This is a genomic window from Nocardioides nitrophenolicus (genome assembly GCF_016907515.1).
GTDB lineage: Bacteria > Actinomycetota > Actinomycetes > Propionibacteriales > Nocardioidaceae > Nocardioides > Nocardioides nitrophenolicus.
This window is the reverse complement of the sequence record NZ_JAFBBY010000001.1, coordinates 2766256-2780059: the sequence shown is the minus strand read 5'-3', so window position 1 is coordinate 2780059 and position 13804 is coordinate 2766256. Positions and strand designations below refer to the sequence as shown.

Annotated in this window: 17 protein-coding genes; 9 read left to right on the top strand and 8 right to left on the bottom strand. The window is 72.1% G+C overall.

All coding sequences use genetic code 11. The annotated features are described in order from the left end of the window. Positions 1-77: 77 nt before the first annotated feature. The 5 genes from JOD66_RS13540 to JOD66_RS13520 are packed head-to-tail and all read right to left on the bottom strand — an operon-like array spanning position 78 to position 5467. Positions 78-1424 (bottom strand): NAD-dependent succinate-semialdehyde dehydrogenase, encoded by a 1347-nt coding sequence (locus tag JOD66_RS13540; RefSeq protein ID WP_204837380.1) that lies wholly within the window; start codon positions 1422-1424, stop codon positions 78-80. 44 nt (positions 1425-1468) lie between these two features. After that, the gene (locus tag JOD66_RS13535; protein ID WP_204837379.1) at positions 1469-2269 is read right to left on the bottom strand and encodes an ABC transporter permease; all 801 of its coding nucleotides are present in this window, start codon (positions 2267-2269) and stop codon (positions 1469-1471) included. Beyond that, the gene (locus JOD66_RS13530) at positions 2269-3174 is read right to left on the bottom strand and encodes an ABC transporter permease (RefSeq protein ID WP_204837378.1); all 906 of its coding nucleotides are present in this window, start codon (positions 3172-3174) and stop codon (positions 2269-2271) included. The genes JOD66_RS13535 and JOD66_RS13530 overlap by 1 nt, the downstream gene beginning before the upstream one ends. A gap of 2 nt (positions 3175-3176) precedes the next feature. After that, positions 3177-4358 carry an extracellular solute-binding protein gene (locus JOD66_RS13525; RefSeq protein ID WP_204837377.1) on the bottom strand — a complete coding sequence of 394 codons (1182 nt, stop codon included), beginning with the start codon at positions 4356-4358 and terminating at the stop codon, positions 3177-3179. Positions 4359-4396: 38 nt separating this feature from the next. Then, the gene (locus tag JOD66_RS13520) at positions 4397-5467 is read right to left on the bottom strand and encodes an ABC transporter ATP-binding protein (protein ID WP_204837376.1); all 1071 of its coding nucleotides are present in this window, start codon (positions 5465-5467) and stop codon (positions 4397-4399) included. Positions 5468-5597: 130 nt separating this feature from the next. Between JOD66_RS13520 and JOD66_RS13515 the strand changes: the two genes are divergently transcribed. Both JOD66_RS13515 and JOD66_RS13510 read left to right on the top strand, forming a co-directional pair. Continuing rightward, entirely contained in the window at positions 5598-6344 is a 747-nt protein-coding gene (locus JOD66_RS13515) for a FadR/GntR family transcriptional regulator (RefSeq protein WP_204837375.1), read from the top strand. Continuing rightward, positions 6341-7057 (top strand): cache domain-containing protein, encoded by a 717-nt coding sequence (locus tag JOD66_RS13510; RefSeq protein ID WP_204837374.1) that lies wholly within the window; start codon positions 6341-6343, stop codon positions 7055-7057. The genes JOD66_RS13515 and JOD66_RS13510 overlap by 4 nt, the downstream gene beginning before the upstream one ends. Positions 7058-7061: 4 nt before the next feature. Here JOD66_RS13510 and JOD66_RS13505 read toward each other — a convergent pair whose 3' ends face one another. Continuing rightward, positions 7062-7673, bottom strand: coding sequence for a dihydrofolate reductase family protein (locus JOD66_RS13505; RefSeq protein WP_204837373.1), 612 nt, complete (start codon positions 7671-7673; stop codon positions 7062-7064). Between the two features lie 59 nt (positions 7674-7732). Here JOD66_RS13505 and leuE point away from each other — a divergent pair, with 59 nt between their 5' ends. Further along, the gene (gene leuE / locus JOD66_RS13500; protein ID WP_204837372.1) at positions 7733-8389 is read left to right on the top strand and encodes a leucine efflux protein LeuE; all 657 of its coding nucleotides are present in this window, start codon (positions 7733-7735) and stop codon (positions 8387-8389) included. Positions 8390-8470: 81 nt separating this feature from the next. On the opposite strand, the gene JOD66_RS13495 is transcribed toward leuE, so the two are convergent. Then, entirely contained in the window at positions 8471-9388 is a 918-nt protein-coding gene (locus JOD66_RS13495) for a cation diffusion facilitator family transporter (protein ID WP_204837371.1), read from the bottom strand. Between the two features lie 2 nt (positions 9389-9390). Then, positions 9391-9741: an ArsR/SmtB family transcription factor gene (locus JOD66_RS13490; RefSeq protein ID WP_204837370.1), complete on the bottom strand. Its 351-nt coding sequence runs from the start codon at positions 9739-9741 to the stop codon at positions 9391-9393. A 143-nt stretch (positions 9742-9884) separates the two neighbouring features. Between JOD66_RS13490 and JOD66_RS13485 the strand changes: the two genes are divergently transcribed. The 6 genes from JOD66_RS13485 to JOD66_RS13460 all read left to right on the top strand — a co-directional run bounded on the left by JOD66_RS13485 (position 9885) and on the right by JOD66_RS13460 (position 13796). Next, positions 9885-10400, top strand: coding sequence for a GGDEF domain-containing protein (locus JOD66_RS13485; RefSeq protein ID WP_204837369.1), 516 nt, complete (start codon positions 9885-9887; stop codon positions 10398-10400). A gap of 18 nt (positions 10401-10418) precedes the next feature. After that, positions 10419-11210 carry a helix-hairpin-helix domain-containing protein gene (locus JOD66_RS13480; RefSeq protein WP_204837368.1) on the top strand — a complete coding sequence of 264 codons (792 nt, stop codon included), beginning with the start codon at positions 10419-10421 and terminating at the stop codon, positions 11208-11210. Further along, positions 11200-11565, top strand: a complete 366-nt coding sequence (locus tag JOD66_RS13475; protein WP_204837367.1) for a DUF6153 family protein — start codon at positions 11200-11202, stop codon at positions 11563-11565. Before JOD66_RS13480 ends, JOD66_RS13475 begins: the two co-directional genes overlap by 11 nt. A gap of 48 nt (positions 11566-11613) precedes the next feature. Continuing rightward, positions 11614-12246, top strand: coding sequence for a DUF305 domain-containing protein (locus JOD66_RS13470; protein WP_204837366.1), 633 nt, complete (start codon positions 11614-11616; stop codon positions 12244-12246). Between the two features lie 90 nt (positions 12247-12336). Next, on the top strand, positions 12337-12930 hold the full coding sequence (locus JOD66_RS13465) for a carboxymuconolactone decarboxylase family protein (RefSeq protein ID WP_204837365.1): 594 nt from the start codon (positions 12337-12339) through the stop codon (positions 12928-12930). Continuing rightward, positions 12927-13796 (top strand): RNA polymerase sigma-70 factor, encoded by an 870-nt coding sequence (locus JOD66_RS13460; protein WP_204837364.1) that lies wholly within the window; start codon positions 12927-12929, stop codon positions 13794-13796. The genes JOD66_RS13465 and JOD66_RS13460 overlap by 4 nt, the downstream gene beginning before the upstream one ends. Positions 13797-13804: the final 8 nt, after the last annotated feature.

Below are 13804 nucleotides of genomic sequence, written 5' to 3'. Positions count from 1 at the left end.
GCATCTGACGAATGGGCTGTCTACCGGCCCGATCCGGAGCCCATCCGTCAGATGCGTGGCGGAGCCTGAACCCCCGATCAGCCGGCGGTGCGGATCAGCTTCTTGTTGACGAACTCCTCCATGCCGTAGCGGCTCAGCTCACGGCCGAAGCCGGACCGCTTGATGCCGCCGAAGGGCAGCTCGGCCGCGTCGAGGCCGACGCCGTTGACGAACACCATGCCGGCGTCGATCTGGTCGGCGACCCGCTGCGCCTGGGCGGCGTCGGTGGAGTAGACGTACGAGCCGAGGCCGTAGGGCGTGTCATTGGCGATCCGGACCGCCTCGTCCTCGTCGGAGGCGCGGAACACCATCGCCACCGGGCCGAACAGCTCCTGGTGGTACGCCGGGTTGTCGGTCGTGATCCCCGACAGCACGCCGCTGGGGTAGAACGCCCCGTCGCGCTCGCCCGCGCTGGTCAGGCTCGCACCGCCGGCGACGGCCTGGTCGACCTGCTTCGCGAGGTTCTCGGCAGCGGTGACCGACGACAGCGGGGAGCCGCCCGAGGCCGCGAGCAGCTTCTCGGTGAACTTGGCGACGAAGTCGTCGTACAGGTCGTCGACGACGATGAACCGCTTGCCGCCGTTGCAGACCTGGCCGGCGTTGTCCATCCGGGCGAAGACGGCGGCGTCGACGGTCGCGTCGAGGTCGTCGGAGGAGAGCACGATGAACGGGTCCGAGCCGCCGAGCTCGAGGACGACCTTCTTCAGGTTGCGCCCGGCGATCTCGGCCACGGCGGCGCCGGCGCGCTCGGAGCCGGTGAGGGAGACGCCCTGGACCCTCGGGTCGGCGATGATGTCGGCGACCTGCTCGTTGGTGGCGTAGATGTTGACGTAGGCGCCCTCGGGGAAGCCGGCGTCCTTGAAGATCTGCTCCTGCAGCGCCGCCGAGCGCGGGCACTGCGGCGCGTGCTTGAGCAGGATGGTGTTGCCGATGATCAGGTTCGGGCCGGCGAAGCGGGCGATCTGGTAGACGGGGAAGTTCCACGGCATGATCCCGAGCAGGACGCCGACCGGCATCCGCCTGATCACGGCGGTGCCCTCGCCCTCGCCGAGCTCGATCGGCTCGTCGGCGAGGAAGCGCTCGGCGTTGTCGGCGTAGAACTCGTAGATCGCGGCGGAGAAGTCGACCTCGCCCTCGGCGTCCTCCAGCGGCTTGCCCATCTCCTCGACCATCGCGGCGGCCAGCTCGGCGCTGCGCTCGCGGTGCAGCTCGGCCACCCGGCGGATCAGGGCCGCGCGCTCGGCGACCCCGGAGGTGCGGCCCCAGGAGGCGTACGCCGCGGAGGCCGCGTCGATCGCGGCAGCGATGTCGGCGTCGGTGGCGGTCGGGAAGGTCTCGACCAGCTCCCCGGTCGCGGGATTGCGGACGGCGTACTCGACGGTCATGGGGTGGTGCTCCTTCATTGCAGCGGGACGGGATGGTCAGGGTGTCAGCGGACGGCCTCGACGTCGGAGGACAGCCGCTGCGCGAGCCAGACGGGGAGGATCGAGAAGACGATCAGGACGACGGCGACGACGTTGACCACCGGCGCCTGGTTGGGGCGGAACATGTTGTTGAGGATCCAGATGGGCAGGGTGGTCGCGCCGTTGCCGGCCGTGAACGTGGTCACGATGATCTCGTCGAAGCTCAGTGCGAAGGCAAGCATGCCACCGGCCAGAAGCGCCGAGCGGAGCTGCGGCAGGGTGACCAGCCGGAAGGTGGTGAGGACGCCGGCCCCGAGGTCCGCGGAGGCCTCCTCGAGGCTGGTCCCCATCCGCCGCAACCGGGCCTGGACGTTGTTGAAGACGGTGACGATGCAGAAGGTCGCGTGCGCCACCACGATGGTCCACAGCGACAGGTCGACGCCGAGGATCCCCCGGAAGCCGTTGTTGAGCGCGATGCCCGTGACCACGCCCGGCAGCGCGATCGGCAGGATGACCAGCAGGTTGACCGAGTTCTTGCCGAAGAACGAGTAGCGCTGCAGGGCGAGGGCGAGCAGGGTGCCGAGCAGCAGCGCGAGCAGGGTCGCGATCGCGGCCACCTGCAGGCTGGTCACCAGCGCCTCCCGGGCGCCGCTGCTGTGCGCGGCCCGGCGCCACCACTCGAAGGTGACGCCGTCGGGCGGCCAGGTCATCGCCTGGCTGGGGTTGACCGAGTTGGCGACGACGACCAGCAGCGGCAGGTAGATCAGCGCCAGGACGCCGAAGGTGAGGACGGCGAGCAGCTTGCGGGCGTGCGGGCTCAGGGTCATCAGAGGTTCTCCAGGGCGCCGGTACGACGGATCGCGGTCAGCAGCACCAGCATCACCACGATCGGGATCATCGCGATCGCCGCCGCGAGCGGCAGGTTGTTGGCCGCGCCGGCGTTGATGAAGATCAGGTTGCCGAGCATCTGGTTGGCCCCGCCGACGATGTTGACGGTGATGTAGTCGCCCATGGTGAGCGAGAAGCTGAAGATCGCGCCGGCGACGATGCCGGGCACGAGCAGCGGCAGCACGATCGAGCGCAGCACCATCCCGGTCGGCGCGCCGAGGTCGCCGGCCGCCTCGAGCAGCGAGTCGGGGACCCGCTCCAGCGCGGCGAAGATCGGCAGGATGACATAGGGCAGCCAGATGTAGGACTGGGTGAGGATCACCGCGGTCAGCCCGTAGCCGGGCGAGCCGAGGTGGGTCCAGTCGGCCAGGCCGCCCTCGGAGAGGACCACCCGCCAGGCGAACACCTTCACCAGGTAGCTGGCCCACAGCGGGGTGAGCACCGCGACCACCAGCATCCGGCGGGCGCGGGGCGAGGCCACCTTCGCCATGTAGAACGCGATCGGCAGCGCGATCGCCACGTCGACGACGGTCACCGTGAGCGCGACGGCGACGGTGCGGAAGGCGACCTTCCGGTAGACCTCGTTCTCGAGGAGGGTGCGGAAGTTGTCGAGGGTCCAGGCGTGGTCGATCTGGCTGCTGAGGCTGTCCACCGACCACAGCGACGTGATCAGCAGCGCCGCGAGGGCGACGACGTAGACCAGCAGCATCCAGGCCAGCGGACCGGAGAGCAGGAGCGAGAGCCGCAGCCACACCCAGCGGTGCAGGAGGCGCGAGCCCGGCCGGGCCGCCGGCCCCCGCAGGGCGGGGGCCGGGGCCGGCTGTTCGGTGGACGTGGCGGCCATGGTCAGCCCTTGATCTCCGTCCACGCCTCGGTCCACTGGGCGTAGTTGGTGCACTGCACGTCGGTGCGGCCGTCGAGGCACTTCTCGATCGGCGTCCGCCAGAACCACAGCTGCTGGGCGTACTCCTCGTCACCGGCGTGGAAGGTGTCGCAGTGGTTGGGGTCGGTCGTCTTGGCGCAGGCCTCGGGGCTGTTGGGCGCCTCGCCGAAGTACTCGGTCGCCTGCGCGTTCGCCTCGGGCGAGAGGATGTAGTCCATCCACTTGTAGGCGCAGTTCGGGCTCTTGGCCTGCGACGACAGCATCCAGGTGTCATTCCACGCCGTCGCGCCCTCGGTGGGCAGGGTGACGTCGACGTCCTTGTTCTCGATGCTGTTCTTGATCACCTGCCAGGTGGTGCCGACGACCGAGTCGCCGGTCTCGAAGGCCTGGACCTCCTTGAGGTAGTCCGACCAGTACTCGCCGACGTACTGGCGCTGCTCCTTGAGCAGGGCCACCGCGGCGTCGAGCTGGGTCTGGTCCAGCGCGTAGGGGTTCTCGATCTTCAGCTCGGGCTGGTGCTTCATCAGGTACAGCGCGGCGTCGGCGATGTAGATCGGCGAGTCGTACGCCGTCACCTTGCCCTTGTTCCTCTCCAGCTCGGCCTTGTCGAAGACCGCGGACCACGAGGTCGGCGGCTCGGCGAAGTTGGACTTGTTGAACATCAGCAGGTTGGCGCCGTAGCCGTGCGGGACGCCGTAGTTCTTGCCGTCCACCGAGTTCCACTCGGTGTCCTTGAGGAAGTCGTAGACGTTCGCGTAGTTGGGCACCAGGTCGGTGTTGATCTCCTGGGCCTCGTCGGACGCGATCAGGCGCAGCGACAGGTCGCCGGAGGCCGCGATGACGTCGTACTCCCCGGACTTGGCGAGGTTGAGCGCCTCGTCGGAGGTGCCGTAGACCTTGCTGGTCACCTCGCAGCCGGTCTCCTTCTCGAACGGGGTGACCCAGTCGACCTCGGGATCGTTGCTGCCGTCCTCGACGTAGCCGGGCCAGGCGAGGATCGAGACCTTGCCCTCGGTCTTGCCGAGCTTCTCGACGGCCTCGGTCTTCTTGTCGTCGTCACCGCTGCCGCAGGCGCTCAGCACGGAGACCGAGAGCAGGGTCAGGCAGGCCGCGGCCACTCGGCCTCTCCGGATGGTGTTCTTCATCGGGTTCTCCGCTTTCTCGTTGGGGATGGAGGGAGCATTCAGGAGCTGAGGGGGACGACGTCGGCCCGCGCGAAGCGCACCGTGACGTCGTCGCCACGGTGCTCACGGGTGTCGAGGGAGCCGGTCGACTGCTCGAGCGCGACCAGCTCGACGCCGTCGGAGGTGCGCAGGTGCACGCGGTTGCCGGTGCCGAGGTAGATCGTCTCGACGACGACCGCGTCCAGCCGGACCTCGCCGTCGCGGGCGGGCTCGGTGTCGGTGCCCGGCGAGAGCCGCAGCCGCTCGGGCCGCACGGCGTGCTCGCCGGCGACGCCGAGCACCCGGTGGGACGTCTCGGCGTCGAACAGGTTGGTGGTGCCGACGAAGCCGGCGACGTACGCCGACGCCGGGTTCTCGTAGATCTCGCGCGGGGTGCCGAGCTGCTGGATCCGGCCCGCGTCGAAGACCGCGATCCGGTCGCTGAGGGTGAGCGCCTCCTCCTGGTCGTGGGTGACGAACACGAAGGTGATGCCGAGCTCGCGCTGGAGCTGCTTGAGCTCGACCTGCATCTGCTCGCGCAGCTTGAGGTCGAGCGCGCCGAGCGGCTCGTCGAGGAGCAGCACCCGGGGCTGCAGCACGATCGCGCGGGCGAGCGCGACCCGCTGGCGCTGGCCGCCGGAGAGCTGGGCGGGACGCCGGGCGCCGAGGTGGTCCAGGCGCACCGTGGCGAGCGCCTGCTGGGCGCGCTCGCGACGCTCCTTCTTCGCCATCCCGCGCACCCGCAGCCCGTAGGCGACGTTGTCGAGGACGCTCATGTGGGGGAACAGGGCGTAGTCCTGGAAGACGGTGTGCACGTCGCGCTCGAAGGGCGCGGAGCGGGTGACGTCGACGCCGCCGAGCTCGACGGTCCCGGCCGTGGCCTGCTCGAACCCGGCGATCAGCCGGAGCACCGTGGTCTTGCCGGAGCCGGACGGTCCGAGCATCGAGAAGAACTCACCGTCGGCGATGTCGAGGTCGACGTCGTCGACCGCGACCACGTCGCCGAAGGTCTTGCGCAGCCCGCGGAGGGAGATCGCGGGGGTGCGGTCGACGGCGGTCTCGCCGGGGGGAGCACTGGTCGAGAGAGACATCGGATGTGCCTTTCGTCACGTACGGATTGGCGATAACATATGACTTCAGAGTTCAAAGCACAAGAGGCATCCTGGGGCCCTCGGGCAGGATGACCACGAACATCGGGGACGAGGGACTGGAGGCGAGACGGTGGCCGTGCCGTTCTACGGACGCGCATCCGCGGCGGTGTTCTCGCCGCTCGAGTCGCTGAGCCGCTCCGAGCTCGTCGTCCGCCGCCTCACCGACGCGATCGCGCTCGGCCTGCTCCCCGACGCCGAGCAGCTCCCCGGAGAGCTCGACCTCGCCGGGATCTTCGGCGTCTCGACCGTCACCGTGCGCGAGGCGCTGTCCGTGCTGCGCTCCGAGGGACTGATCGAGACCCGGCGCGGCCGCGGCGGCGGCAGCTTCGTACGCACCCCCGAGGACGGGATCAGCCATCTCGCCCGGCGCCGTCTCGACGGGTTCAGCCTCGGCGAGCTGCGCGACCTCGGCGACGTGTACGCCGCCATCTGCGGGGCCAGCGCCGCCCTCGCCGCCCGCCGCTCCAGCCCCGACGACGTCGACCGGCTGCAGCGCGTGGCCGACGCCCTCGAGCACGCCGACAAGCCCGACGCCCGGCGCCGCGCCGACGCGCAGTTCCACATCGAGGTGGCCGCCGCCGCCCAGTCACCCCGGCTCTACCACGAGGAGGTCAGCCTCCAGGCCGAGTTCGGGACCCTGCTCTGGCTCGCCTTCGGCGACGACGACAGCCACGCCCAGATGGTCCGCAGCTGCCGGGCCGTCGTCGCCGCGATCGCCGCGCGCGACCCCCACGCCGCCCGCGAGGCGGCCGAGCAGCGGGTGGCCGACTCCACCGCCCGCCTCATCGACTACCAGCTGAGCGAGGTCCACGCATGAGCGCCGCGCACACCCGCCTCTCCCCCGCCGTCACCGCGCCGGTGCTCGCGGCGATCACCGAGCTCGCCGAGGACGCCTTCGGGGTCGCGGCGTCGATCGCGGCCACCGTCGAGCGGGCCCTCGCCGGGCGACCCGCCCCCCGTCGTGCCGACCTCGGCGCGGTGGAGCCGCTCGTCGTCCCCGTGCTGGCCGACGACCACCGACCGGTCCAGGGCGCCGGATTCGTCGCCGCCCCCGGCGTCCTCGACGACGCCGAGTGGTGGCTGGAGTGGTTCGCCCGCGACAGCGACGGCCGCCCCCAGCGCCTGGTCACCCACTCCGAGCCGCAGGCGATCGGGTTCTACGACTACGAGCACCTGCCCTGGTTCGTGGTGCCCCGGGAGACCGGGCGCCGTCACGTGACCGGACCCTATGTCGACTACCTGTGCACCGAGGAGTACACCCTCACCTTCACCGTGCCGGTGGTCGTCGACGGCGGGTTCCGCGGGGTCGGCGGCGCCGACGTCGCGGTCCGGAGCGCCGAGGAGGCCCTGCTTCCCGCACTGCGCGCCGCCGACGCCCGGATCGCCGTGGTCAACGGCTTCGGCCGGATCCTGTCGAGCAACTCCGGGCGGCACCTGTGCGGCGACCTGCTCGACGGGCTCTCCTTCGACGAGCTGCCCGACGCGCAGCGGGTCGGCGACCTGCCGCTCGCGGTGGTGGCGCTCGACTGACGTCCTACGGCGCGTCCCGGCTGCGTCGGTAGGTCAGGTGCGTGACGTGGGGCGTGGCCCGGGTCGCCACCGGCTCCAGCCCGAGCGGGCCGACCCCGGCGAACATCCGGGACCCGGTGGCCAGCCCGGCGACGTACGGCACCACGTGGAGGCGCAGCTCGTCCAGCTCGCCGGCCGCGAGGCAGGCGTTGATCGTCGAGGCACCGCCGGCGATCGCGACATTGCGCTCGCCGGCGGCCGCGCGGGCCCGGGTGAGCGCCGCGTCGAGGCCGTCGGTCACGAAGTGGAAGGTGGTCCCACCCGCCATCTCCAGCGCCGGCCGCTCGTGGTGGGTGAGCACGAACACCGGTGCGTGGTACGGCGGGTCCTCGCCCCACCAGCCCCGCCAGTCGAGGTCCCACGCCCCCCGGCCCGGGGTGAACATGTGGCGGCCCATCACGAACGCCCCGGCGTCGACGATCGCGGCGACCTCGGCGGCGTTGTCGGCGCCGTGCTCGAACATCCAGCGGTGCAGCCGGCTCTCGTCGAGCGAGCCGAACGGATGCTCGCGCGACTGGTCGCTCGCCGCCCCGAAGCCGTCGAGGGTGATGCTGATGTCCGCGGTCACGATGCCCATGTCGGTGCTGACCGGAGAGGACGGGCGCACTCATCGCGCGACGTGGGAGGATGCGGCCCGTGCTGGGCATCACGGACCTGTCGACGTACCTCGTCGGCCTGGTGATCATCATCCTGCTGCCCGGACCGAACTCGCTCTACGTCCTCTCCGTGGCGGCCCGGCGGGGCGTGCGACCGGCGTACGCCGCGGCGGCGGGGGTGTGGACCGGCGACTCCGTGCTGATGGCGCTGTCGGCCGCCGGCGTGGCCTCGCTGCTGCAGGCCAACCACGTGGCGTTCTCGATCGTGAAGTACGTCGGCGCGGGCTACCTCGGCTACCTCGCCTACACGATGCTGCGCGGCGCGCTCGTGATGTGGCGCGCGCGGCGCCGGGCGGTGCGGGCGGTCGAGGAGGGAGCGCCGCCCCCGGTGCCCGGCGAGCGCCCCTACCGCCGCGCGCTCGTGATCAGCCTGCTCAACCCGAAGGCGATCTTGTTCTTCGTCGCCTTCTTCGTGCAGTTCGTCGATCCCGACTACGCCCACCCCGCGCTGTCGTTCCTCGTGCTCGGCACCCTCGCCCAGATCGCCAGCGTGGCCTACCTCAGCGCGCTGATCTTCGGCGGCACCCGGCTCGCCGCCGCCTTCCGCCGGCGCCGCGGCCTCTCCGCCGCCGGCACCTCGGCCATCGGCGCGATCTTCCTCGGGTTCGCGGTCAAGCTCTCCCTGGCCCACGCCTAGGGTCCCCGCGTCGTACCGGACGAAATGGTCGCCGGATCGCCGAGTTCACGACCAGATCGTCCGGTACGACGGTCGACCCGCTCACCAGGTGACCGCGTCGCAGGCAGCCGAGCGGTGCCCCTCGATCTGCAGCGTGGCGTGCTCGATCTCGAAGCGCTCGCGCAGCAGCACCTGCCCCTGCCGGAGTACGCCGGCGCCGTCGGCACCCGCGACCAGCACCAGGTGGGCGGTGGCGACGTGCATCCCGGAGGTGAGGGTCCAGGCGTGCAGGTCGTGGACGTCGCAGACGCCGTCGATGCCGCCGAGCGCACCGGCGACGGTGTCGATGTCGACGCCGGCGGGGACGTGCTGGCCGAGGACCGCGAGCACCTCGCGCCCGAGCAGCACCGCGCGGAAGGCCACGAAGCCGCCGATCAGGAAGGCCACGACGGTGTCCCAGACGGCATCGCCGGTGGCGAGGATCAGGCCGCCGGCGACCATCACGCCGACGCTGCCGGCGGTGTCGGCGACCACCTCGACGTAGGCGCCCTTGACGTTGAGCGACTCCTGCGACCCGCCGCGCAGCAGGGCCATCGCGACCAGGTTGACGACCAGGCCGAGGAAGCCGACGACCAGCATCGGACCGGTCGCGACCTCGGGCTCCGCGCCGATCCGGCCGATCGCCTCGACCACGACGTAGACCGCGACGCCGAGCATCATCAGCACCGCCAGGCCCGAGGCGAACACCTCGGCCCGGTACGACCCGTAGGTACGCCGGCCGGTGCTGTCGGCGCGGGTGGCGATCTTGGTCGCCACCAGCGCCGCGCCGAGGGTGACGACGTCGGCGGCCATGTGGCCCGCGTCGGAGATCAGCGCGAGCGAGCCGCTCACCAGGCCGACGACGAGCTCGACGACGAAGAAGGCGGCGATCAGCCCGAAGGAGACGGCCAGCCGCCAGCGGTGCCGTGCGCCCGCGTGACCGGTGTCGCCACCGTGTCCGTGTCCGTGTCCGACACCCATGGTCAGTCCCTCCCGCAGGGGCCGCCGGTGACGGCGACCAGGCGCTCGGCGGCACGCACCACCTCGCGGGTCAGCTCGGGCTGGGCGAGCGAGATCAGCGAGGCTCGGCCGCTCGGGCGCGAGACCACCAGGCCGCAGTCGCGCAGGCAGGCGAGGTGCTTGGACACCGTCGACTGGGCGAGCCCGAGGTGGGCGGTGAGGTCGACGACGCGGTGCTCGCCGAGGGTGAGGTGCTCGAGGATCGCCAGCCGGTTGGGGTCGCTGAGCGCGTGCAGCAGGCCCGCGACGTCGGCGAGCGCGTCCACCTCGGTGGGGGCCTGGGGCATCCTGCCGTCGAGCTGATTCATCGCCATGTGGCGATGTAATCACCGAACGGCGTCATCGGTCAACCTCCCCCGCCACGCCGCCACGATTCCGCCCGGCGACCAGCACTCGCCTACCGTCGGAGCTGGGCGTGCGCCGCTGCGGCGCACCAGGGAGCCGAGGGATGCGTGCCATGACCGTCACCGACACGGGTCTGTACGACGTCGAGACCGGGCTGCCCGGACGCGGCCTGCTCGTCGACCGGCTCACCATGGCCCTGCGCGGCGCCGAGCGCACCGGGCACGAGGTCGCGCTCGTCCTGGTCGACCTGGCGTCGATCGAGACCGCCGACGGCTCCCCCGCTCCCGACGCGGACGTGCTGACGGTGGTCAAGGAGGTCGCCGACCGGCTCAGCGCCACGGTGCGCGGGATCGACTCGGTCGGCCGGTACGGTCCCCGGACCTTCGCCCTGGTGTTCCCCGGCGAGGTCGGCGAGGACGGCTTCACCACGCTCGCGCGCCGGCTGCTCGTCGAGCTGAGCCCGCCGGTCGCCATCGCGCTGCGCCCCCACTTCGTCACCGCCCGGATCGGCGGCACGATCGCGCGCGCCGGCCTCGACGACCCCGGCGCGATGCTGGACCGCGCCGCCGACGCGCTCCGCGAGGCGCAGCTGCCCGGCGACCGGCTCGTCGTGCTCCGCACGCCCTAGCGACTAGGCTCGACTGTCGTGATGATGCGACCGGCCGAGCTGGAGGGCGTGCGCGCCGGCACCGTCGACCTCGCGTTCCGCCGCTGGGACCGGCCCCGGGTCAAGGTCGGCAGCCGACTGCGTACGGCGGTCGGGGTGGTCGAGGTGACCAGCGTCGAGGAGGTCGCCCTGTCGCGGCTGCGGGCCGAGGACGCCCGCCGGGCCGGCGCCGCGTCACTGGGCGCGCTCAAGGAGGCGCTGGCCGCGCGGGCGGACCGGCCGGTGTTCCGCGTCGGGCTGCGCTACGGCGGCACCGACCCGCGCGAGACGCTGCGCGAGACCGTGCCCGGACCGGGCGAGATCGTCACGATCCTCGCTGGCCTCGACCGGCTCGACGCGGCGTCCGCGATCGGGCCGTGGACGCGCACCACGCTGCGGATCATCGACCGCAACCCGGAGGTGCGCGCGCCCGACCTGGCCGCCGAGCTGGGCCGCGAGACGCTCGACTTCAAGAAGGACGTGCGCAAGCTCAAGGAGCGCGGGCTGACCGAGTCGCTGGCGATCGGCTACCGGCTCTCGCCGCGCGGCGAGGCGGTCCTCGACCACGAGGACGGCCCCCGGGAGCGGGCGCCGCGCCGCACCGGCACGCCCCTGCCCCGCACCATCGGCGCCCCGGCCACCCGCGCGCTGCGTGCCGTCGACGTCCACACCCTCGAGGCGGTCAGCGGCTGGACCCGGGCCGACCTGGCCGCGCTCCACGGGGTCGGTCCGATCGCGCTGGACCGGCTCGAGACCGCGATGGGCGAGCTCGGTCTGGGCTATGCGACCTGACCTGCTGCGCCGCCTGCTCGTCACGCTCGCCGCGCTGGCGGGCCTGTTCGCCATGCACGGCATGGCCGACCACGGCGTCGCGTCGGCGCCGCTCCCCGCGGTCACCGCCGCCGACCACGCCGCCGCCCACGACGCCCCGTCGCCCGCCCACGGCGGCTCCACCGGCCACGACCTGGCCGAGCTGTGCCTGGCCCTGCTCGTGCTGGCGGCGGGCCTGGCCGCCGGCCTGCTCGGCGTACGCCGGGCGCTGGTGGTGCCGCGAGGCGCACCCCCGCGCTGGCGGGCCCTGGTCGCCCGGGCCGCGCGCTTCCGCGAGCCACCCGATCTCCACCGGCTGTCGGTCCAGCGCTGCTGAGGGCCTCCCGCCCCGCAGCCACGACCGAACAGAACACAGGAGAACGAGATGCACCGCACCACCCTGCGCCGGCTGGCCTCCGCCACCGGCGCGATCACCCTTGCCCTGACCCTCGCCGCCTGCGGCGACGACGGCGAGGACGCGAAGCCCGCGGCGGTCGAGACCGCCCGCAACGGCGACGTCTTCAATGCCGCCGACGTCGACTTCGCGACCGCGATGATCCCGCACCACGCCGAGGCGCTGCGGATGGCACTGCTCGCCCAGGACCGGCCGCTGCCCGCGGAGGTCCGGGCCCTGGTCGACCAGGTCCAGGCCGCGCAGACCCCCGAGGTCGAGACGATGACCACCTGGCTGACCGACTGGGACAAGGACGTCCCCGCCACCTCGATGGACCACGCCAACGCGGGTCACGACATGGAGGACATGGGCGACGCGGGCGGCGAGAAGATGCCCGGGATGATGTCCGACGAGCAGATGAAGGAGCTCGAGGCCGCCACGGACGCCGACTTCCCGGACCTCTGGATGACGATGATGATCGAGCACCACGAGGGCGCGATCGAGATGGCGAGGACCGAGCAGGCCGACGGCCGGTTCGCCGACGCCGTCGCCCTCGCGAGGTCCATCGCGGAGAGCCAGGCCGCGGAGATCGCGACCATGGAGGACCTGCTCGCGCGGGACTGACCGGCCGCACGGCGGGGGCCGGAGGCGACCGCGAACGCGGTCGTCGCCGGCCCCCTGTCACACCCGGGGCGCGGGCGGTGTCTTGATGGCATGACCACGTCAGGAACCCGCATCCCCGCCGCCCCGATCACCGGTCTCTACGGAGCCCTGGTGAAGAAGTTCGCCACCAAGATGTTCGGCTCCGTGCCGGAGTCGCTCGGCGTCCTGTGGCACCACCAGCCCGCGCTCAAGGCGAGCATGTCCTACGGCCAGAAGCTGCAGAAGTGGGACGTTGTCGACGAGACGCTCAAGACCTACGCCCACATGGCCGTCGCCTCGATGATCGGCTGCTCGTGGTGCCTCGACTTCAACTACTTCATGGCCCGCGACAAGGGCCTCGACCTCGACATGGCGCGCGAGGTCCCGAACTGGCGGGCCTCCGCCGTGTTCTCGCCGCTCGAGCGCCAGGTGATGGAGTACGCCGAGGCGGCCAGCCAGACCCCGCCGACGGTCACCGACGAGATGGTCGAGCCGCTGCTCGCCGCGCTCGGACCGGCCGGCGTCGTCGAGCTGACCAGCGTCATCGGCTTCGCGAACATGACGACCCGGTCCAACATCGCGCTCGGCATCGAGTCCGAGGGCTTCTCCGCCGCCTGCGGCCTCAAGCCGCTGGCGGAGCGTCCCGCCGTAGGCTCGCCGGCATGAGCGATCCCTTCGTCGCCCACCGCAACCTGCTCTTCACCGTCGCCTACGAGATGCTCGGCTCCGCGGCCGACGCCGAGGACGTCGTCCAGGAGACCTGGCTGCGGTGGGCCGAGGTGGACCAGGCCCAGGTGCACGACCCCCGTGCCTACCTGGTCCGGATCGTCACCCGCCAGGCCCTCAACCGGCTGCGCACCCTGACCCGTCGCCGCGAGGACTACGTCGGCGAGTGGCTCCCCGAGCCGCTGCTCACCGCGCCCGACGTGGCCGAGGACGTCGAGCTCGCCGACAGCGTGTCGATGGCGATGCTCACCGTGCTGGAGACCCTGGGACCGACCGAGCGGGCGGTGTTCGTGCTGCGCGAGGTCTTCGAGCTGCCGTACGACGAGATCGCGGCCGCGGTCGGCAAGAGCTCGGCCGCGGTGCGCCAGATCGCCACCCGCGCCCGCAACCACGTCGCGGCCCGCCGCCCCCGGGTCGAGGTCGACCGCGGCGAGCAGCAGGCCGTGGTCGAGAGCTTCCTGGCCGCCGTCCGGGGCGGCGACCTCCAGGCGCTGCTCGACTCGCTGGCGCCCGACGTGGTGCTGCTCGCCGACCACGGCGGCGTGGCCCAGGCGATCCGCAAGCCGCTGCACGGCTCCGAGCCGGTCGCTCGGCTGCTGGCGAACTTCGCGACCTTCGCGCCCGACGGGGTCGTCGAGCCGGTGTGGATCAACGGCGCGCTCGGCGCCCGGATCGACGCCCGCGGCGAGGTCACCGCGATCAGCCTGGAGGTCGAGGACGGGCGGATCAAGCAGATCCTGGTGGTGCGCAACCCGGCCAAGCTGACCTCGCTGACCGAGGAGATCGCGCTCAGCCGGGACGCCTGAGCGGCTTC